The sequence below is a fragment of the Pseudidiomarina xizangensis genome (genome assembly GCF_052541995.1).
Map to the genome: position 1 here is coordinate 862,723 of NZ_JBOBQA010000001.1, position 20,581 is coordinate 883,303.

The 20,581-nt window shown below is 48.7% G+C and carries 22 protein-coding genes and 2 tRNA genes; 6 read left to right on the top strand and 18 right to left on the bottom strand.

Going from position 1 to position 20,581, the window contains the following annotated elements; translation table 11 throughout:
- The first annotated feature begins 8 nt into the window (after positions 1-8).
- Genes ybeD through ACQ5ES_RS04235 form a run of 4 tightly spaced genes read left to right on the top strand, consistent with a single transcriptional unit; the run spans position 9 to position 2,314 of the window.
- The gene (ybeD, locus tag ACQ5ES_RS04220; protein WP_445014698.1) at positions 9-275 is read left to right on the top strand and encodes a DUF493 family protein YbeD; all 267 of its coding nucleotides are present in this window, start codon (positions 9-11) and stop codon (positions 273-275) included.
- On the top strand, positions 265-930 hold the full coding sequence (lipB, locus tag ACQ5ES_RS04225) for a lipoyl(octanoyl) transferase LipB (protein ID WP_445014699.1): 666 nt from the start codon (positions 265-267) through the stop codon (positions 928-930). The genes ybeD and lipB overlap by 11 nt, the downstream gene beginning before the upstream one ends.
- A complete protein-coding gene (gene lipA / locus ACQ5ES_RS04230; RefSeq protein ID WP_445014700.1) occupies positions 914-1,879 on the top strand; it encodes a lipoyl synthase in 966 nt (321 codons plus the stop codon). Before lipB ends, lipA begins: the two co-directional genes overlap by 17 nt.
- Before the next feature lie 36 nt (positions 1,880-1,915).
- The gene (locus tag ACQ5ES_RS04235) at positions 1,916-2,314 is read left to right on the top strand and encodes an MAPEG family protein (protein ID WP_445014701.1); all 399 of its coding nucleotides are present in this window, start codon (positions 1,916-1,918) and stop codon (positions 2,312-2,314) included.
- Here ACQ5ES_RS04235 and ACQ5ES_RS04240 read toward each other — a convergent pair.
- The 17 genes from ACQ5ES_RS04240 to rlmE all read right to left on the bottom strand — a co-directional run bounded on the left by ACQ5ES_RS04240 (position 2,306) and on the right by rlmE (position 19,268).
- Positions 2,306-3,130 carry a hypothetical protein gene (locus ACQ5ES_RS04240; protein ID WP_445014702.1) on the bottom strand — a complete coding sequence of 275 codons (825 nt, stop codon included), beginning with the start codon at positions 3,128-3,130 and terminating at the stop codon, positions 2,306-2,308. The two genes, ACQ5ES_RS04235 and ACQ5ES_RS04240, sit on opposite strands and share 9 nt — an antisense overlap.
- Positions 3,131-3,164: 34 nt before the next feature.
- Positions 3,165-4,067, bottom strand: a complete 903-nt coding sequence (gene nlpI / locus ACQ5ES_RS04245; protein WP_445014703.1) for a lipoprotein NlpI — start codon at positions 4,065-4,067, stop codon at positions 3,165-3,167.
- Between the two features lie 101 nt (positions 4,068-4,168).
- On the bottom strand, positions 4,169-6,316 hold the full coding sequence (gene pnp / locus ACQ5ES_RS04250; RefSeq protein ID WP_445014704.1) for a polyribonucleotide nucleotidyltransferase: 2,148 nt from the start codon (positions 6,314-6,316) through the stop codon (positions 4,169-4,171).
- Between the two features lie 162 nt (positions 6,317-6,478).
- Entirely contained in the window at positions 6,479-6,748 is a 270-nt protein-coding gene (gene rpsO, locus ACQ5ES_RS04255; RefSeq protein WP_445014705.1) for a 30S ribosomal protein S15, read from the bottom strand.
- Positions 6,749-6,831: 83 nt separating this feature from the next.
- Positions 6,832-7,776: a tRNA pseudouridine(55) synthase TruB gene (gene truB, locus ACQ5ES_RS04260; protein WP_445014706.1), complete on the bottom strand. Its 945-nt coding sequence runs from the start codon at positions 7,774-7,776 to the stop codon at positions 6,832-6,834.
- Positions 7,776-8,171: a 30S ribosome-binding factor RbfA gene (rbfA, locus tag ACQ5ES_RS04265; RefSeq protein ID WP_445014707.1), complete on the bottom strand. Its 396-nt coding sequence runs from the start codon at positions 8,169-8,171 to the stop codon at positions 7,776-7,778. Before rbfA ends, truB begins: the two co-directional genes overlap by 1 nt.
- A 5-nt stretch (positions 8,172-8,176) precedes the next feature.
- On the bottom strand, positions 8,177-10,846 hold the full coding sequence (gene infB, locus ACQ5ES_RS04270) for a translation initiation factor IF-2 (RefSeq protein ID WP_445014708.1): 2,670 nt from the start codon (positions 10,844-10,846) through the stop codon (positions 8,177-8,179).
- Positions 10,847-10,869: 23 nt separating this feature from the next.
- Positions 10,870-12,369, bottom strand: coding sequence for a transcription termination factor NusA (gene nusA / locus ACQ5ES_RS04275; protein WP_445014709.1), 1,500 nt, complete (start codon positions 12,367-12,369; stop codon positions 10,870-10,872).
- A gap of 24 nt (positions 12,370-12,393) precedes the next feature.
- Positions 12,394-12,852 carry a ribosome maturation factor RimP gene (rimP, locus tag ACQ5ES_RS04280; protein ID WP_445014710.1) on the bottom strand — a complete coding sequence of 153 codons (459 nt, stop codon included), beginning with the start codon at positions 12,850-12,852 and terminating at the stop codon, positions 12,394-12,396.
- A gap of 157 nt (positions 12,853-13,009) precedes the next feature.
- Positions 13,010-13,086: transfer RNA gene (locus tag ACQ5ES_RS04285), tRNA-Met, on the bottom strand.
- Positions 13,087-13,149: 63 nt separating this feature from the next.
- A tRNA-Leu gene (locus tag ACQ5ES_RS04290) sits at positions 13,150-13,234 on the bottom strand.
- 12 nt (positions 13,235-13,246) lie between these two features.
- Positions 13,247-13,573: a preprotein translocase subunit SecG gene (secG, locus tag ACQ5ES_RS04295; protein WP_445014711.1), complete on the bottom strand. Its 327-nt coding sequence runs from the start codon at positions 13,571-13,573 to the stop codon at positions 13,247-13,249.
- A 2-nt stretch (positions 13,574-13,575) separates the two neighbouring features.
- The gene (gene tpiA, locus ACQ5ES_RS04300; RefSeq protein ID WP_445014712.1) at positions 13,576-14,352 is read right to left on the bottom strand and encodes a triose-phosphate isomerase; all 777 of its coding nucleotides are present in this window, start codon (positions 14,350-14,352) and stop codon (positions 13,576-13,578) included.
- 109 nt (positions 14,353-14,461) lie between these two features.
- Positions 14,462-15,802, bottom strand: a complete 1,341-nt coding sequence (gene glmM / locus ACQ5ES_RS04305; protein WP_445014713.1) for a phosphoglucosamine mutase — start codon at positions 15,800-15,802, stop codon at positions 14,462-14,464.
- Entirely contained in the window at positions 15,799-16,614 is an 816-nt protein-coding gene (folP, locus tag ACQ5ES_RS04310; RefSeq protein WP_445014714.1) for a dihydropteroate synthase, read from the bottom strand. Before folP ends, glmM begins: the two co-directional genes overlap by 4 nt.
- 45 nt (positions 16,615-16,659) lie before the next feature.
- On the bottom strand, positions 16,660-18,591 hold the full coding sequence (ftsH, locus tag ACQ5ES_RS04315; protein WP_445014715.1) for an ATP-dependent zinc metalloprotease FtsH: 1,932 nt from the start codon (positions 18,589-18,591) through the stop codon (positions 16,660-16,662).
- Between the two features lie 50 nt (positions 18,592-18,641).
- Positions 18,642-19,268 (bottom strand): 23S rRNA (uridine(2552)-2'-O)-methyltransferase RlmE, encoded by a 627-nt coding sequence (rlmE, locus tag ACQ5ES_RS04320; RefSeq protein WP_445014716.1) that lies wholly within the window; start codon positions 19,266-19,268, stop codon positions 18,642-18,644.
- Between the two features lie 80 nt (positions 19,269-19,348).
- On the opposite strand from rlmE, the gene yhbY reads away from it, so the two are divergent.
- Positions 19,349-19,657 (top strand): ribosome assembly RNA-binding protein YhbY, encoded by a 309-nt coding sequence (yhbY, locus tag ACQ5ES_RS04325; RefSeq protein ID WP_445014717.1) that lies wholly within the window; start codon positions 19,349-19,351, stop codon positions 19,655-19,657.
- Here yhbY and ACQ5ES_RS04330 read toward each other — a convergent pair.
- Positions 19,654-20,124, bottom strand: coding sequence for a helix-turn-helix domain-containing protein (locus ACQ5ES_RS04330; RefSeq protein ID WP_445014718.1), 471 nt, complete (start codon positions 20,122-20,124; stop codon positions 19,654-19,656). The two genes, yhbY and ACQ5ES_RS04330, sit on opposite strands and share 4 nt — an antisense overlap.
- Before the next feature lie 174 nt (positions 20,125-20,298).
- Between ACQ5ES_RS04330 and ACQ5ES_RS04335 the strand changes: the two genes are divergently transcribed.
- Positions 20,299-20,577 carry a helix-turn-helix domain-containing protein gene (locus tag ACQ5ES_RS04335; RefSeq protein ID WP_445014719.1) on the top strand — a complete coding sequence of 93 codons (279 nt, stop codon included), beginning with the start codon at positions 20,299-20,301 and terminating at the stop codon, positions 20,575-20,577.
- Positions 20,578-20,581: the final 4 nt, after the last annotated feature.

Genomic DNA, 20,581 nt, shown 5'->3' on the forward strand with positions numbered 1-20,581 from the left:
AGTTACAGATGCAAAAAACCCGTTTCGATGAGCTGGTCGAGTTCCCTTGTCACTTTACTTTTAAAGTGATGGGCTTAGCCAAGCCAGAGCTTCCTGATGCGGTCGTCGCGGTCGCTCAAGAGCATGCTCCAGGTGATTACAGTCCGGCGGTAAAGCCTAGTAGCAAAGGCAATTATCACTCAGTATCGATTCAGATCCGAGTCGAAAGTCAATCGCATATCGAGACGCTTTACCAAGCCCTGGCGGCACTGGAAGATGTCCGTTATGTGCTCTGATTTAATTGTTCGACAACTCGGTCGACAAGCGTACGAACCGGTTTGGCATGCCATGCAAGCATTTACTGATGAGCGTGATGCTAACACCCTGGATGAACTCTGGGTACTGGAACATGAGCCAGTGTTTACTCAAGGCCAGGCTGGAAAAGCAGAACATATTCTCGCGCCCGGTGATATTCCGGTGGTGAAAGTCGATCGGGGTGGGCAAGTCACCTATCATGGTCCAGGTCAGCTGGTCGTCTACTTTCTACTCGATATTCGCCGCTTAAAAATGGGTGTGCGCCAGCTGGTGAGCCATATTGAAAATACCATCGTAAAGGTAATGGCCGAAGCAGGTATTGAAGCTGCGGCGCGTCCGGACGCTCCCGGCGTTTACGTTGATACAGCTAAATTATGCTCATTAGGCCTAAGAATTCGTAAAGGCTGTTCATTTCATGGACTGGCACTAAATGTTAATATGGATCTCAGTCCATTTTTACGCATCAACCCTTGCGGTTATGCAGGAATGCAGATGGTGCAGAGTAAAGAGTTAGGCGGGCCTGCGACTGTCGCAGCGGCAGCCCAGCGCGTTACCGCCCTATTTGCCGAACAGCTCGGTTACCACAACATTCACGAACACACAGGATTCGACAACGATTATGTCCAAGCCAGTTAGAGTTGAACCCGGAGTAAAACTTCGCGATGCCGATAAAATGGCTCTCATTCCGGTAAAAGTTGTCCCAACTGAGCGGGATCAGATGCTCCGTAAGCCTGAGTGGCTCAAGGTTAAACTTCCAGCATCCACTCAACGCATAGACGAGATAAAACAAGCGATGCGTAAACATGGCTTACATTCAGTCTGTGAAGAGGCGTCATGCCCGAATTTACCTGAGTGTTTCAATCATGGTACCGCGACCTTTATGATTTTGGGTGCCATTTGTACGCGGCGTTGTCCATTTTGTGATGTCGCCCATGGTCGCCCACTACCACCTGATCCAGAAGAAGCGGTCAAATTGGGCGCCACCATTCGCGACATGAAGGTGAAATATGTGGTAGTTACCTCGGTCGATCGTGATGATTTACGTGATGGCGGCGCTCAGCACTTTGCCGACTGTATTCGTGAAATCCGTGCACAAAGCCCAGCTATCCAAGTTGAAGTTCTGGTGCCAGATTTTCGTGGCCGGATGGACGTCGCACTGGATGTTTTAAGTGGTGAAGCACCCGATGTGTTCAATCACAATCTTGAAACTGTACCGCGTATGTATAAAGCCGCTCGTCCCGGCGCGAATTACCAGTGGTCACTCGACTTGTTGCAGCGCTACAAAAATGTGCGCCCTGATATTCGCACCAAATCAGGCTTGATGGTCGGTCTTGGTGAAACCAATGAAGAGATCCTCGAGGTGATGCGCGACCTACGCGCCCATGACGTCGACATGCTAACCATTGGTCAATACCTGCAACCGAGCCGCCACCATTTACCGGTGACCCGTTACGTACACCCAGACGAGTTCGAAATGTTCCGTGCAGAAGGCGTTAAAATGGGCTTCACCCACATTGCCAGCGGTCCATTAGTACGCTCGTCGTACCATGCTGACTTGCAAGCGGCAGGTAAAGAAGTTAAATAGAAGCGTTCACATAACAAACAAGGAAGGCTAATAACTATGACTACGCTGATTTGGTGTTTATTGATTGCTGGTTTACTACCCATCGCCGCGAAAGCGCCAGTGGTTTACTTCCAGAACCGTGACAATGGTTATGATAATCACCATCCGCGTGCTCAACAGCAACGTTTAACCGGCATCGGTGCCCGCGCGGTTGCTGGCCATTACAATGCTTATGAAGCTTTTCCGTTGTTTGCGGCGGCGGTGTTACTGGTCATCGCCACCGGTCATGTCGGTGTGGTAAATCAATGGTTGGCAGTTGCTTTTGTCGGCTTACGTATTCTGTTTCATGTACTCTACCTAGCCAACTGGGATAAGTCGCGCAGTCTAGTCTGGTTCCTTGCGCTACTCTGTCCAGTGATCATGATCGCGCAAACAGCAACAGCGTTATCACTCTAAGGTTCTAAGCAACTCTAGGTAAATCGGCGGCCATACATTCACATCGTGGTATTCCATGGCCGTCATACGCGCAACTGGCTTCCAGCTGTACACATTAGCAACCGCTGCGCAGGTATTGCTCGCAAATAAACCTACCTTCACGCTATTGTCCGAGCCCAACCGCCAAACTCCTTTCCCGTCTTGCTGGGCCAGTTCCCGCCAGTCCTTGACCGCATCACGCCATGGCAGGCGTTGCCATAAAGCTTGTAGTTCAGCACTGGTAACATGGTTAGTTGTGGTTGTTACTACATTCACCGACGGATGCTGGTAGCGACCATTACAATAATCCACCGCCAAGGTTGTCGACATCGCATATTCATCTGCAAAACCCAGCCAATGCCCCGCTTCATGAGCAAGAAGGTCGACGCTAGCTGAAGTAGGCATCACCATCTGCCAATGAGTTGCGCTGGCAATACTCAATGCTTCAGCCGTGACAAAAACCAATTGGTGTTGTTGCAGTTCGCGGGGTAGCAATGCTAAGTCACATTGCTGACTACCGCGATTGCCGATTGCTTGGCATTTCAAATCTTCGGCGTCTTGATACCAACGCACCGAAAAGCAATTTAAAAACTCTGCCAGGGGATGCTGTGACCACTGCTCCAAGGTTTCCAGAACTGGCGCGGCACGACCTTCAGGCAACCACAATTGCACCGGCCGGTCGCCAGCACGACATGCTGCGCCCGTTGCTACTGCATAGCCTGCCTGCTGATGAGATAGGTCTTCGAGCCAATGAAAGGATGTAAGCTGGTTACTCTGCGCGGTTTGCGTAACCAGCACGAGCGAACATCCTATTGCCGCGCATAACGCAGCTTTACTTGGTTTTTTCCGCATTGGCTTGCTGTTGACTCCAATCCATCTCGATAGCGGCATAGCGATGCTCTAAAAACATATGCACATTAGTAGTCAGTGCTAAGCGAAAATAAACCGCCGCTGTGCCCCATTCGCCCTCTAATTGTTTAAGTTTACCCAGATAAAAATAGGCTTCACACATCCGCTCAGCCAGAGTTTCGTCGACATCGAGCCCCTGCGTAGCATAAGAATTCAGGAACTCTTGTTCGCTGATTATACCGAGGTACAAGTCGACAACGCCCCAAGCCCACGCTTCGTTACTGTGTTTTAAACGCGCTTTGGCAAGGTTCTGCCGTGCCTGGTTGGGGTTTAACTCGACCGCGCCCAGATAGCGCCAAATAGCTCTGTACGGGTCGCTCGGGTCAAACGAAAAATAACGCGAGAAGTCATCGTCAGCTAAATCAAAACGATTATCATAATAAGCTGCAACACCGCGGTTCAAGTACACGTAGGGATGCTCGGGTTCAAGTTCCAATACCGATTCAAACGCTTCATAGGCGTAATCAAACTGGCCAACTTGGGTATAATGAATCCCTAAGTAATTGTACGCATCCGCTAATCGCGGCTGATAATCAAGCGCACGATTAAAGTCAATGCGGGCTAAGGTCATTAGTCCAAGAGCATCGTATAAACTACCACGACGGTATAGCAATTGACCCATTGCCTCGGCATCGAGCTGCTCGCTTTCTTGAGCCATTATCTCAGTCAACTTTGCCAACTCAAGCTGAAACCTGCCATCAAGGGCTTGCGGTTCAACCACCACGAGATTAGCAAGAGTAGAGTTATTCTGTGCAGGGCTCACTGTGCAGCCAGTGATGCTTAAACAGCAAACAAACACCAGCCAGCCGACGCGATTCAAACTCATGATTACTCCTGAATGCCTATCCTTGTGTTCATCATAACGCACCTTGGCAGAAAAAAGAAAAGGGGCCGAAGCCCCTTTTCATGTAGTCATTGTAAGCTTATTTATTCAGCTTCGTCTTGCCCTTGCTCTGAGCTGGCTTCCGCTGCTGGTTGCGCTGCTTCTGCAGGCTTTTCAGCGGCTTCTTTCATACTCAAGCGCACCCGGCCTTGACGATCAATTTCTAACACTTTAACTGGCACAGTATCGCCAACGTTTAGGTATTCGTTGACATCATTCACGCGCTCTTCAGCGATTTGTGAAATGTGTACCAAGCCATCTTTACCAGGCAGAATCGTCACGAATGCGCCGAAGTCGACGATGCGTGCAACTTTACCTTGGTAGATGCGACCCACTTCAACATCTTCAGTCAACTCTTTAATACGATCGATAGCCGCTTGCGCTGACGCTTGGTCAGTTGCTGCGATACGGATCGTACCATCATCGTTGATTTCAATGTTGGTATTGGTACTTTCGGTAAGTTCACGAATCACTGCACCACCTTTACCAATCACGTCACGGATTTTGTCCGAGTTGATTTTCATGGTGTGATAACGCGGTGCGTAATCAGAAAGTTCCTGGCGTGCACCAGAAATTGCTTCGTCCATCACATTCAAGATGTGTAAGCGAGCAGCTTTGGCTTGCTCAAGTGCAATTTCCATAATTTCGCGAGTGATACCGTCAATTTTGATATCCATTTGCAACGCAGTAACGCCTTCTTTACTACCCGCAACTTTAAAGTCCATGTCACCCAGGTGATCTTCATCACCAAGAATGTCAGAAAGCACTACGAAATCATCGCCTTCTTTTACCAGACCCATCGCGATACCAGCTACTGAAGCTTTAATAGGAACACCTGCGTCCATCAATGCTAGTGACGTACCACAGACTGAAGCCATGGAGCTTGAACCGTTTGACTCAGTGATTTCTGAAACCACACGAATAGTGTACGGGAATTCGTCCTGGCTTGGCATAACAGCTTGTACGCCGCGCTTCGCCAAACGTCCATGACCAATCTCACGGCGCTTAGGCACACCAACCATACCAGTTTCACCAACACAGTACGGAGGAAAGTTGTAGTGCAACATAAACCGGTTGTTGCTTGAGCCAATCAGATCATCAATCATTTGCGCGTCGCGTTCTGTACCCAAGGTCGCGGCAACTAATGCCTGAGTTTCACCACGGGTAAATACCGCTGAGCCGTGCACACGTGGCAGCATACCAGTAGCAATATCAAGTCCGCGAACCATGTCTGGGTCTCGGCCATCGATACGTTTTTCGCCAGCGATGATACGGCGACGTACAACGTCACTTTCTAAACCGTGGAATAAATCGCCAATAAGTTTGGCACTTAATGATTCATCTTCTGCTGTTAATTTCTCGATGACTTCGTCACGAAGCTTTTTCACTTGCTCGTAGCGATCGGCCTTCTCAGTAATGCGATACGCTTCACCAATACCGTCTTCAGCCAACGCTTTGATCTTGCTAAGAAGTTCTTCGTCAGTTACTGGCGCTTGCCAGTCCCATTTCGGCTTACCAGCTTCGGCAGTGAAAGCGTTGATATTCTCGATCACCGTCTGCATTTGCTCGTGACCATAAACAACAGCACCTAACATAGCGTCTTCAGAAAGCAATTGAGCTTCTGATTCAACCATTAATACTGCGTTTTCAGTACCTGCAACAACCAAATCAAGCTTCGACTCTGCAAGCTCATCAAGGGTTGGGTTCAACACATATTCATCGTTGATTACGCCAACCCGCGCCGCACCAATAGGTCCCGCAAAAGGAACACCAGCAATGCTAAGTGCCGCTGAAGCGCCGATTAAGGCAACGATATCTGCACTAACCTGTGGATTCATAGAAACGACGGTTGCAACAATTTGCACTTCGTTTTTAAAGCCTTCAGGGAATAGTGGGCGAATTGGACGATCGATCAAACGACAGGTTAAGGTCTCGGCCTCTGATGGCCGACCTTCACGTTTGAAAAAACCACCTGGAATCTTACCTGCAGCGTAAGTGCGCTCTTGATAATTTACTGTTAACGGGAAGAAATCTTGACCTTCTTTCGCTTCTTTTTTGGCAACAACAGATACTAATACTGTGGTGTCGTCCATACTGGCGAGCACTGCGCCGGTCGCTTGGCGCGCCATGGCGCCAGTTTCTAATGTTACCGTATGACGGCCGTACTTAAATTGTTTTGTAATCGGATTCACGTTTTTTTCCTTTACCATCTTCTCTTAAATTCGATAGTCGCTGTTCGCTATTCGATGTTTGTGGTTCTTCGTTTCTTCCGCCAACTAACATCGAATAGCGAACAGCGCTTTGATCTTTTCTATATGTAAAAAGGGGCCTTGAGGCCCCTTTTTGAACATTGCTTAGCGACGTATACCGAGTCGCCCAATCAGAGACGCATAACGTTGATTGTTTTTACGCTTCAAGTAGTCCAACAATTTACGACGTTGGCTTACCATGCGTAACAGACCACGACGTGAGTGGTGATCTTTAGCGTGTTCTTTAAAGTGGCTTTGCAATTCGTTAATGTTTGCAGTTAGCAACGCAACTTGGACTTCTGGCGAACCAGTGTCATTTTCAACTTGACCAAATTCTTTAACGATTTCAGCTTTTTTTGCCGCAGTTAGTGACATAGAGTACTCCTAGTTTAGATAAAATATCGGTGCCAATCACTAATTCAGCACCGACGGAATCGCCATGCATTATACGGACTCACCTATAGTTTAGCAATGCTTAGCACCCGCTTTGGCACAATTTTATCGTCGCGCCAACAGCCTAAACCAAGTAACGCATCATCACTTTCGCGCTTAACCCGCAACACTTCATGATCGACATCCGTTTGTTCCGCGCTCGGCGTCGCTGGGTTGCCAGCTACAAAACGCATCGCATCGGCGTCAATAACCCGAATCACCGGCATTTGCTGAATCACTGAATCACATGGTAACAGCAATTCATCCAAGGCACTGAAGTCAGCTTGTTGGTGATCATCACACTGAGCTGCTAACTGTTCAAGTTCAGCCAGGCTATGCATGGGACCTTCTACGCCTGCAATCCAGGTGCGCCGTAGTGCACTAACGTATGCTCCACAGCCAAAGTATTGGCCCATATCATCAATCAAGGTGCGAATGTAGGTCCCTTTGCTACAGGTAACTTCGAGGCTCAACTGGTCACCGGCGAACTCAATCAGGCGAATACTGCGGATGCTAATTTCACGTGATTTTCGTGGTACGTCAATACCCTGCCGAGCGTAATAATAAAGCGGCCGGCCTTCGTACTTAAGCGCAGAAAACATTGATGGTGACTGTTCTTGCGGGCCAATAAAATGCGCTAATGCTTGCTCGACTGTCGCACTATCTAAATCTACATCACGCTGCTCTACCACTTCACCTTCACCGTCACTGGTGGTAGTTCGAATCCCCAAGTGCGCAGTAACTTCATAGGTCTTGTCCGCTTCAAGCGTATAATGTGAAAGCTTAGTGGCTTCGCCAAAACACAATGGTAGTAACCCAGTTGCCAATGGATCTAGCGCGCCGGTATGGCCGCCTTTACGGGCATTAAAAAAACGCCGCACCTTTTGCAGTGCGGCGTTTGAGGTTAGTTCCAGAGGCTTATCTAAGACAATCACGCCACTAATATCGCGACCCGATTTACGTCGTCCCATTAATCGTCTCCGTGGTCATCCTTTGGATTATGCCGTTGTTCGTCACGACGAACTGCTTCATCAACCAATTTCGACATCCGAATGCCTTCATTCAAAGAGGGGTCATGCACGAACCGTAATTCAGGCATAATCCGTGCTTTTACCCGCTTCCCTAACAGAGAACGGACAAAACCTGCTGCATTATTAAGAACTTTCAAAGCCTGCTTCACCTGCTCTTCGTCATCCTGCATGAAGGTGACAAATACTTTGGCGTAAGCAAGGTCGCGCGATACTTCTACGTCCGATACAGTCACCATCGAAACACGCGGATCTTTGATTTCACGTTGCAGTATCAGCGCAATTTCACGCTGATACTGCTGACCAACCCGTTCTGTACGACTATAGTCTTTCGCCATAAGGGTTAGAGACTCCGCTCAATTTGTACGGTTTCGAAAACTTCGATTTGGTCACCGACTTTAACATCGTTGTAGTTTTTCACACCGATACCACATTCCATACCGTTGCGAACCTCTGCGATGTCATCTTTAAAGCGACGCAGCGACTCGAGTTCACCTTCATAGATAACCACGTTATCACGCAGTACACGAATCGGTGCAGAGCGCTTAACTACACCTTCGGTAACCATACAACCTGCAATGGCACCAATCTTCGGTGATTTAAAGACGTCGCGAACTTCCGCCAGACCAATAATCTGTTGCTTGAATTCAGGTGCTAACATGCCACCCATCGCTAACTTGACTTCATCAATCAAATCATAGATCACGCTGTAATAGCGCAAGTCGACAGCTTCCTGCTCAATAACCTTCTTCGCTGCCGCGTCGGCACGCACATTGAAGCCAACCACAATGGCATTTGAAGCGCCAGCAAGCGATGCGTCAGTTTCAGTGATACCGCCGACACCACTACCGATGATGTTAACTTTTACTTCATCGGTTGACAGCTTCTGCAACGACTCAGCAATAGCTTCCAGTGAACCTTGAACGTCGGACTTCAAGACCACGTTCAATTCTTTCACATCGCCTTCTTCCATGTCCGCAAACATGTTTTCTAGTTTCGCTTTTTGCTGTTTCGCAAGCTTAACGTCACGATATTTACCTTGCCGGTAATTCGCTACTTCGCGTGCTTTACGTTCGTCTTTTACGACGGTTGCTTCGTCACCAGCTTGTGGTACACCAGAGAGACCTAAAATCTCAACTGGAATCGATGGGCCAGCTTCTTTTACGTCGCGACCGAGTTCATCACGCATGGCTCGAATACGACCGTATTCGAGGCCACACAAGACGATGTCGCCCTGCCGTAAAGTGCCGCCCTGAACCAAAACAGAAGCAACTGGACCGCGACCTTTATCAAGTCGTGACTCAATTACAATACCGTGGGCCATACCATCTGCAACAGCTTGCAAGTCAAGCACTTCTGATTGCAACAAGATAGCTTCCAGTAAGCCATCAACACCCTCGCCTGAATGTGCTGAAACCGGTATAAACTGCACATCACCACCCCAGTCTTCAGGGATAACATCGCGTTGTGCTAATTCGTTCTTAACTCGGTCAGGATCAGCTTCCGGCTTATCCATTTTGTTAATCGCCACAACAATTGGCACGCCCGCTGCTTTCGCATGTTGAATCGCTTCCAGAGTTTGTGGCATAACGCCATCGTCAGCTGCAACCACCAAAATCACGATATCTGTCGCACCGGCACCACGTGCCCGCATCGAGGTAAAGGCTGCGTGCCCTGGTGTATCAAGAAAGGTGATCATGCCATGATCGGTTTCCACGTGATAAGCACCAATATGCTGCGTAATACCACCTGCCTCACCTGATGCCACCTTGGCTTTACGAATGTAATCAAGTAACGAAGTTTTACCATGGTCAACGTGACCCATTACAGTTACCACCGGTGCGCGTGGCGTTTTCGGCTTACTCTCATCTTCATTACGGTCCGCGAGAACTTCTTGTTCAAGCGCGTTATCGCTCACCAACACGACGCTATGACCCATTTCCTCCACAACCAACGAGGCCGTTTCCTGGTCAAGAACCTGGTTGATAGTAACCATTTCACCCATTTTCATCATCGCTTTGATGACTTCGCTAGCTTTAATCGCCATGCGACTTGCCAGCTCACCAACAGTGATGGTTTCGCCAAGTTTAACTTCGCGCTCAACCGGCGCCGCCGGCTTGTTGAAGGCTTGCTGTAGCGTTGAACGTTTTGACCCCTTGCGACGCTTTTCACGACGTGGGTTTTCATCACGTTCGTCATCACCACGACGACGCTTTTGCTTCTTACGATTACGACGCTCTTCATCAACGTCCTGCTCGTCTTCCGCTTCTTTTGCGTACTCAGATGTGGTGAAGTGAACATCTTCCTGTTCAGCTTGTTTGCGTTTGGCTTCTTCTTCTTGCCAGCGAGCAGAGTTTTCTTCCGCTAATTTACGTGCTTCTTCAGCTTGTTGTGCAGCTTCGGCTTCGGCTTTTTTGCGTGCTTCTTCTTCTTGCTTTTTCCGCAAGCGTTCAGCTTCAGCTTTAGCTTCATCAGCCTTCTTACGCTCTTCAGGCGTCATTGCCGCGCGTTTTTCGGCCTCGGCTTTCGCCTTAGCTTTCTCTTTCTCTTTGCGCACAGCTTCCTGCTTGGCTTTTTCTTCGGCGGCTTTTTTCTCAGCCTTAACCTTTGCTTCTGCCGCTGCTTTCGCTTCTTCTTCTTGACGTTTCGCTTCAGCTGCAATCCGCTCTTGTTCAGCTTTTTCTTGCTCAGCCTTCTGTTCGTCTTCTAAACTCGAACGCTTCACGTAGGTACGTTTCTTCCGCACTTCAACTTGCACTGATTTGCTGCGACCTGGGCCGCCACCAATGCTCAGCGTACTTTTCTCTTTGCGTTTCAACGTCATTTTGCTCGGTTCTGCCGGGCCTTTGCCGCCATGCGACTTGTTCAAATGCGCCAACAACACTTGCTTTTCGTCTTCGGTGACTGAATCGCCCGGCTGTTTTTTCATACCAGCCTCGGCAAACTGTGTCACTAAACGATCAACTGTCGTACCTACATCTTTAGCTAGTTTATCCAGCGTTACTTCATCCATAGTCTGTCGTACCCCCGTTGATCTTATTCTTCGTCACCGAACCAGCAAATATTACGCGCTTGCATAATCAGCTCACCAGCCCGTTGCTCGGTTAATTCTTCAATTTCTGCGAGATCGTCAATGCCTTGTTCAGCCAGGTCTTCTAAAGTAATGATACCTTTACTGGCAAACACGTAGGCCAGGTGACGGTCCAAACCTTCAAGGTTCAGCAACGTTTCATCCGGTTCGACGCTCTCTAGCGATTCTTCATCAGCCAGCGCTTTGGTCGTTAATACCCCGCGCGCCCGGCTGCGTAATTCTTCGACGATATCTTCGTCCATACCTTCAATGGTCAACAACTCATCCATAGGTACATAAGCAACTTCCTCTAATGAAGAGAAGCCTTCATCGATCAGTACTGCGGCAAAATCTTCATCAATCGCAAGATGCTTAGTAAACAAATCAAGTAAACGTTGCGCTTCAGCTTCGTTTTTCTCGGTAAACTCGTCTTCCGACATTACATTAAGTTGCCAGCCGGTAAGCTGACTAGCAAGGCGAACGTTCTGTCCAGCTTTACCGATCGCTTGTGCGAGATTACCTTCTTCGACGGCAATATCCATGGTGTGCGCATCTTCGTCGACCACAATTGACGCAACCTCTGCTGGTGCCATCGCGTTAATTACGAATTGTGCGGGATTGTCGTCCCACAACACGATATCGACGCGCTCACCACCAAGTTCGCCAGACACGGCCTGGACACGCGCTCCGCGCATGCCAACGCAAGCCCCAACTGGGTCAATACGACGGTCATTGCTTTTCACCGCAATTTTTGCGCGTGAACCAGGATCACGTGCCGCGCCGCGAATCTCGATCAGTTCTTCACCGATTTCCGGCACTTCAATGCGGAACAACTCAATCAGAAAATCAGGGTTCGTGCGGCTAACAAATAGCTGTGCGCCACGCGCTTCAGGGCGCACTTCATAAAGTAAACCGCGCACGCGGTCACCGACCCGTACGGATTCACGTGGCAACATCTCTTCACGATAAATCATCGCTTCAGCATTGTTGCCTAAATCGAGTAATACGTGTTCACGATTGGCCCGTTTAACAATACCGCTTACCAATTCACCGACTTGATCCTGATACTCATCAACGACTTTAGCACGCTCAGCTTCACGTACTTTTTGTACGATAACCTGTTTCGCCGTTTGCGTTGTAATACGGTCAAATTCAATTGATGAGATTTCTTCTTCGACATAATCGCCAGCTTGTACGGATTCATCTTCGTACTGAGCTGCAGCTAAGCTGATTTCGCGATACGGATGCTCAAGCGGCTGCTCAGCATCGTCGACCACTAACCAACGGCGGAAGGTGTTAAAATCACCGGTATTGCGGTCAATACTGACACGCACTTCGATGTCGCCATCATATTTCTTTTTCGTTGCATGCGCTAACGCAGACTCAAGAGCCTCAAAGATCTTCTCTTTCGAAACGTCTTTCTCGTTCGAAACAGCTTCTGCAACCAATAAAATTTCTTTTGCCATTATCTTGCCTCGCCTGCGCAATCCTTAGTTTAACTGAGGAACTAAATGAGCTTTTTTCACTGTTGAGTAGTTGACCGTCATTGGTTCACCCTCAACTTCGAAGTCAACAGAGCTGCCATCAATTGCTTTGATGACACCTTTAAATTTTCTTTTATTCTGTTGCGCCATGGTCAGTTCCACCGCAACCGTTTCACCTAAATAGTCCTGCATCTGCGCAGCATTGAAGAATGGACGCTCCATACCCGGCGACGATACTTCAAGGAAGTACTCGCTATTAATCGGGTCTTCAACATCCAACAAAGCGCTGACCTGGTAACTTACCTCGGCACAATCGTTAACACTAATACCATTTTCATGGTCAATATAGACGCGCAAAGTAGAATGTTTTCCCGCGCGAACAAATTCAACGCCCCACAAATCAAAGCCCAAAGCCGCTACTGCTGGCTCTATCATAGTGACTAAGCGTTCTTCAATACGTGCCAAATTCTTGAACTCCTGAAACAAAAAAAGGGCGTAAACGCCCAGTGTTATGACTGCTAATTCGCTCGACAACTTGTTGTCGTACCGCATTGCAGCAGAGGTCACATAGTAAAAAGCCCCGAACTGCTGCGGGGCTTTTAGAACACTGGACCCTGTTAAATGGTTGCGGGGGCAGGATTTGAACCTACGACCTTCGGGTTATGAGCCCGACGAGCTACCAGACTGCTCCACCCCGCGTCCGAAACGTGTCCATATTATAAAGATTTCCGAAGAAAACGCAACCAAAACAGGCTGCCAATTTGGTGCGGATGGCGGGACTTGAACCCGCACGCCCGAAAGCACTACCCCCTCAAGATAGCGTGTCTACCAATTCCACCACATCCGCATAAATTGATTATTAGTTTGACTCTGGTACGTCATTACCAGAAGTTGGAATTTCTTCAGTAACCGGCGCTGGTGTCTCGATGGTTTCGAACTCACTCTCAACATCACCTGAACCTGAAGACAAATTACCCAAAATCAAACTCAATATGAAAAAGATAATCGCAATAACCGCAGTTGTACGCGTCAAGAAGTTACCAGAACCACCTGAACCGAACACTGTGTTCGATGAACCTGCACCGAACGACGCACCCATATCGGCACCCTTACCTTGCTGGATCATGATAATTCCGACCAGCACAATGGCAACGATAAGATATGCAATCAATAAAAATTCGTACATAGTTAGCTTCTCCGGGCTTGGGCTGCACGGCAAATTGCAAGGAACGCTTCTGGTTCTAAACTTGCGCCGCCGATCAAGCCACCATCAATGTCTGTTTCTGCGAATAACGCAGGTGCGCTGTCCGCTTTGACACTGCCACCATACAATAATGGCACTGTTTTTGCTGCAGCATCATACTGTTGCTGCAACCAATTACGAATAAATGCGTGCACGTCTTGTGCTTGTTGTGGATTTGCCGTTTTACCGGTGCCTATGGCCCAAACTGGCTCATACGCTATCACCACGTGCGCGAGCTGTGCTGCGCTGACATTAGCTAACGCCTCAGCTAATTGCCCTTCAATAACTTTAACGGTATCACCGTTAGCGCGCTCTTGTTCCTGTTCGCCGACACAAAGCACGACCTTTAATTGCTGCGGTGCGTGCGTCAGTATTGCCGCAACTTTTGCCTGTATGCGAACTGCAGAATCACCGTACAACTGACGACGTTCAGAATGTCCAACCAGAACATAATCAGCACCGGCTTCGCTAACTAGCTGCAAACTATGTTCACCAGTGTGAGCACCTGCTGCATGTTCATTCGCGTCTTGTGCACCAAGATGCACAGCATCGTAGAACACTTCCTGCTGCCAGCTCGGTAACAACACTGCCGGTGGGCAAATGACTACATCGACATCATTCAGCAACGCAGCTTGCTCTCGCAATGCCGCCGCCAACTGACTGGTAAGTAGGCGATTGCCATTCATTTTCCAGTTCGCTATGACTAACGGTTGCCGTTGCATAAATGCCTCTATCAAGTGCGTTTAAATGCTACCTCAAGAGCGGCGAGATATTACATAACCTGCCGCCAACTTACAAGTACTGAATGCTACAAAACAGTAAGACAGCTCATTAATTCGCCGCGGCATCAACTTCGCTGGCAATTTGCTGTGCTAAGGTCTTTACCGTCTGGGGATCACGGCCTTCGACCATAACCCGAATCAGCGGTTCAGTTCCCGATTTTCGCAGTAACACACGCCCCTCGTTGCCAAGACGCTGCTCAACATCTGCAACCGCCGATTGCACCGCAGTATCGCTTAGTGGATCGGACCCCGCTTGAAAGCGCACATTAATAAGCGCTTGCGGATATTTTTCGAAACCACGCAACAGTTCACTTAAGCTACACTGCTCACGTTGCATTGCCGTCAACACCTGGAGTCCGGCAATAATACCATCGCCGGTGCTATGGAACTGACGATTAATCAAATGACCAGAGTTTTCTCCGCCAATCTTCCAATCTCGCTTAACCAACTCTTCCATGACATAGCGGTCGCCAACTCTTGCGCGTACGAATGGTATCTTTCGATCTGCAAAAAACTTCTCGAGCGCGAAATTCGACATCAAAGTGCCCACTATTCCGCCTTGTAATAAGCCATCCTGTTGAGCTGCCCGTGCAAGGATATAAATCACGTCGTCGCCGTCTACGATGCGGCCTTCTGCGGTCACCATCATTAACCGGTCACCGTCGCCATCGAGGGCGAAACCAAGATCCGCTTTGTGCTTACGTACACTTGCTTGCAATGCATTTAATTCCGTTGCACCACATTCCGCATTGATGTTAACACCATTTGGTGCGGTACCAATTTCGTGCACGGTTGCACCAAGCTCGCGTAGTACATCAGGCGCAATATGATAGGTCGCGCCATGCGCACAATCGACCACGATGGTTAAACCACTCAATGATAACTCTGAGGGGAATACACTTTTACAGAATTCGATGTAACGCCCCGGGGCATCGTCGATGCGACTAGCACGGCCCATTTGTTCGGACGGCACACAAACCAGGGGCTCATCTAGCAATCGCTCAATTTCACTCTCTACTGCGTCAGCCAGTTTACTGCCGGAGTCCGAGAAAAACTTAATACCATTGTCGTAATAAGGATTGTGTGATGCGCTAATTACTATACCTGCAGCGGCGCGAAAGTTACGCGTTAAATAAGCTACCGCCGGAGTTGGCATAGGACCAAGAAACTCGACACTGACGCCGGCCGAAAGTAGGCCCGCTTCCAATGCTGATTCCAGCATATAACCTGACAAACGGGTATCTTTACCCACTAACACGCGCTGGTTGCCTGACTTAGACAATACAGTACCTGCGGCCCAACCTAATTTCACTGCGAAATCGGGGGTAATCGGAAAGTCGCCGACCCGACCACGGACACCATCGGTGCCAAAATACTTACGTTGACTCAACTGAAATCTCCAGCCAAGGTTGCTGCAACGATTTTCATTGCATCAACCGTTTCCCTGACATCATGTACGCGAATAATTCGCGCCCCTTTCATTGCTGCTATCGTCGCTGCGGCAATACTCGCCGGTAAGCGGTCCTCCACTTCGCGCTGGGTCACATGGCCCAACATGGACTTGCGTGACAGACCGATTAACAACGGTTGTTGCAGTTCGTGGAGTGCCTGCATACGTTGCAGCAGCTGATAATTATGCCTGACGCTCTTACCAAAGCCAAAGCCTGGATCAAGATAAATACGCTCACGCGCAATACCGGCCTCTTCACAGGCTCGCATCCGTTGCTGCAGGAATGACTTCACTTCGATCACCACATCGTCGTAGCGTGGCTCATGCTGCATCGTACGTGGCTCACCTTGCATGTGCATCAAGCAGACGTCAGTAGGGTATTGTGCCAACAACGCTAACGCGCCCTCATCTTGTAAGGCGCGAATGTCGTTTACTAAATCCACACCCTGCCCTAAGGCTTCTGCCATGACCGCGGTCTTGCAGGTATCGATGGACAGTGCAACATCGAATTCTGCCCGCAGGCGACTGATTATCGGAATCACCCGATCCAGCTCTTCCTGAACCCCTACGGCAGCTGCACCAGGACGGGTCGATTCACCGCCAATATCGAGATAGTCAGCACCATCAGCGACCATTTGCTGAGCTTGGCGCAAAGCACGATCAAGCCCATCGTAACGCCCTCCATCAGAAAAAGAATCAGGGGTTACATTGAGAATACCCATCACTTTGGGCTGTGCTGTTCCAGCTGTCATGTTTCGAGCCTCAAAAAAAAGCCCCGAATCCGGGGCTTTTCAACATTAACTTGCGGGAGCGTCGTCGGGTTTACCCGGTTGCCCCGTCAGCGGTTCCTCATCGGAGCTCGCTGCCGCACCTCCACTTGTATCATCGTTGCTATCTGGCTTCTGCCAATCGCGTGGTTCACGCACATCGCGTCGATTCATCAAGTCATCAATCTGATCCGCATCGATAGTTTCATACTTCATCAATGCATCTTTCATCGTATGCAAAACATCAACGTTCTCTTCCAGAATCCGCTTGGCACGATCGTAATTGCGATCAATGAACAGCTTCACTTCCTGGTCGATAGCACGCGCAGTTTCATCTGACATGTGCTTATGTTGGGTTACCGAACGGCCGAGGAACACCTCATTCTCATCGTCAGCATAGAGCAATGGCCCCATTTTTTCTGATAAGCCCCATTGGGTAACCATTTTCTTGGCAATTTGCGTCGCCCGTTCAATATCGTTCGATGCACCGGTGGTGACCTTCTCATCACCGTAAATGATCTGCTCAGCAAGACGACCACCAAACAAGCTCGAAATCATGCTTTCCAGGTGCTGCTTCGAGTGACTGACACGATCTTGCTGTGGTAAGTACATAGTTACCCCAAGCGCGCGGCCACGTGGAATTATCGAGACCTTATAAACCGGATCATGCTCGGGCACCAATCGACCAACAATGGCATGACCAGCTTCATGATAAGCCGTCATAGCTTTTTCTTCATCGGTCATGACCATAGAGCGACGTTCCGCACCCATCATGATTTTGTCTTTCGCTTTGTCAAACTCTTCCATAGCGACCACCCGCTTGTCAGAGCGCGCCGCGAATAAGGCTGCTTCATTGACCAGGTTAGCAAGGTCGGCACCGGAGAAACCTGGTGTACCACGAGCAATCACCGAGGCATCAACATCCTCGCCCAACGGTACTTTGCGCATGTGGACTTTCAGAATTTGTTCACGCCCGCGGACATCTGGTAAACCAACCATAACTTGACGGTCGAACCGACCTGGTCGTAACAATGCAGGGTCTAATACATCAGGACGGTTAGTTGCAGCAATCACGATGATACCTTCATTACCTTCGAAGCCGTCCATCTCTACCAACATCTGGTTCAGGGTTTGTTCACGCTCATCGTGTCCACCACCCAAACCTGCGCCACGTTGACGGCCAACGGCATCGATCTCATCGATAAAGATAATGCAGGGCGCTGACTTCTTCGCTTGTTCAAACATGTCACGCACACGTGATGCACCGACACCGACGAACATTTCGACAAAGTCGGAACCTGAGATTGAAAAGAACGGAACTTTTGCTTCGCCTGAAATTGCTTTAGCAAGCAGGGTTTTACCTGTACCCGGAGGACCCACCATAAGCACACCGGTAGGTATTTTACCGCCCAACCGCTGGAACTTGGTTGGATCACGCAAATACTCGACTAACTCAGACACTTCTTCTTTCGCTTCGTCACAACCGGCGACATCGCTAAAGGTAGTCTTGATCTGTTCTTCACTCATCAGCCGCGCTTTGCTTTTACCAAAGCTCATGGCACCACGGCCACCGCCACCACCTTGCATTTGGCGCATGAAGAATATCCACACCCCAATAAGCAGTAGCATTGGGAACCACGAAATAAAGATCGAGGTAAGAATACTCGGCTCTTCAGGCGGTTTACCCACTACTTCAACGTTATTTTTTAGCAAATCGTTCATCAGTTCCGGGTCATTCAGCGGAATAACCGTGGTGAAGGTTTCACCCGTACGCGACTGCGCGGATATCACCCGGCCATCGATATCAGCTTTACGGATACCGCCGTTGTTTACCTGCGAAACAAATTGACTGTACGGAACTTGCGCACTTTTGCTGCCACCAGGGCTAAAACTATTGAACACTGTCATTAACACGACAGCGATCACTAGCCAAAGAATTAAATTTTTTGCCATATCGCTCAAAGCTGACTACCTCATTTATTTGCGTTGCTTAGCTCGCTCACCACAGCGTACTACAATTTGTATCCTGTAGCTACCAAATAGACCTCTCGAGAGCGTGCTCGAGAGGAGTCTGGTTTACGTGTGCGAACGCTGGTAAACGCTGCTCTAACAGCCTTTAAATACTCTTCGAAACCCTGTCCATGAAAGACTTTGACGACAAAACTGCCATTCGGTTTCAAAACTTGATGACACATTTCCAAAGCCAACTCGACCAGGTACATTGCACGAGGTAAATCGACGTTATCGTTGCCACTCATATTGGGTGCCATATCCGACAACACCACATCTACGTTTTTGCCGCCGATTCGGGTCAACAGTGCAGCTAAAACACTTTCTTCTCTGAAGTCACCTTCAAGAAAATCCACCCCGGCAATCGGATCCATCGGCAGGATATCGCAAGCAATGACTTCACAGTTACCTTCAAGCTTATCAACAACGTAGTGTGACCATCCACCGGGGGCAGCCCCTAAGTCGACAACGGTCATCCCCTGCTTAAAGATTCGATCCTTTTGCTGAATTTCATCAATTTTAAATACCGCACGCGAACGTAGCCCCTGTTTCTGGGCTTTCTTTACATAGTGGTCACCAAAGTGCTCTTGTAACCATCGCGTGCTACTTGCTGAACGTTTTTTACCCATTGTCTCAATACCAAACTGGCTTCTACTACCCAGATGGCGGTAGAATAGCGAAAATTCAAGAGATAGTGGGATATTATTACATGGCTGCAGGGTTAACTTTAAGTAATAAACAGAAACAGCACCTAAAAAGCTTGGCACACAAGCTCAAACCAGTGGTGTTATTAGGCGGAAATGGTCTAACGGAAGGGGTGATGGCGGAAATTGAACTGGCCTTGAATCACCATGAGCTAATTAAAGTTCGTATACCAGAAGATGATCGTGAACTGCGCGAACAGATCTACGCGACCATAGTCGCGCACACCCAAGCCTACCGGGTACAGGTGGTTGGTAAAATTCTTACTCTTTATAAACCCAATCCCGAAGGAAAAATTCAGCTACCGCGCAACTAAGTGCGCGGTTTTTTCGCTCGGCGTTGGGCGCTGGCAAGCGCCTTCGCGACCTGCTTTACCGCAAAGTTCACTGTCACATGATCGGAACGACGAGCAAGATAGGTCTCCACCAACAGTTCTTGGTTATCCTCATTTTTTTCTAATTTAAATAATTCGAATAACGGTTCTACAGCTTCCACGGCCTTAATGATCTGGGTACGTTCAGAGGCACGTTGATAATCCGACTGGACGACTTCAGCAATATGAAGTTGCGAAGGCGTCGGATAGTTTAACTGCTTACCTGGCGAGAAAAACCAATCTAATGAGATACCTGCGTTGATCAGTCCCACGACCAACTGATCGCTAGTGACCGTTCCGCGTTTAACCCAATTCGCATAGGTGGAGGTTGGTACACCAATTTTGCGCATCATTTTCGCCAAGGGTAAATCACCGTAATACAGTCTCAACCGTGCAATACACTCATCCATACTGAGTATTTCTACTTTGCTTTTCGGCGCCCTATGTGTAGTATTTATTTTTGTGTCATTTGACATTATTTTTCCTTAATTTTTGTCTTTTGACCCATTTTTTAGTTCTTTTGAATACACTGTGAACTCCATTTAAGTTCACATTGAGCTACATTCAACCACAGCAGAGCGACGATGGATAGTAATAAAATTAAAATGGAATTAGCCCAGCGCGGATTTGATTTTTCGATGCTTGCTAAAGCTCTAGGTAAAAGTCCTTCGTTGATTTCGAAGGTTGCTTCACGCAAGGCGCGTTCGCACTCTGTGGCGTTAGCTATTGCTAAAGCCCTTGGTCGACCTATCGATGAAGTATTTCCGGACATTGAGAGCTATCACGGCCCTGCCATCACCACTAAGCAGGATCGGAAACAAAAAGAGCGCGAACTGGTCGCGCTCTTAAATGATAGTGATTAACGAA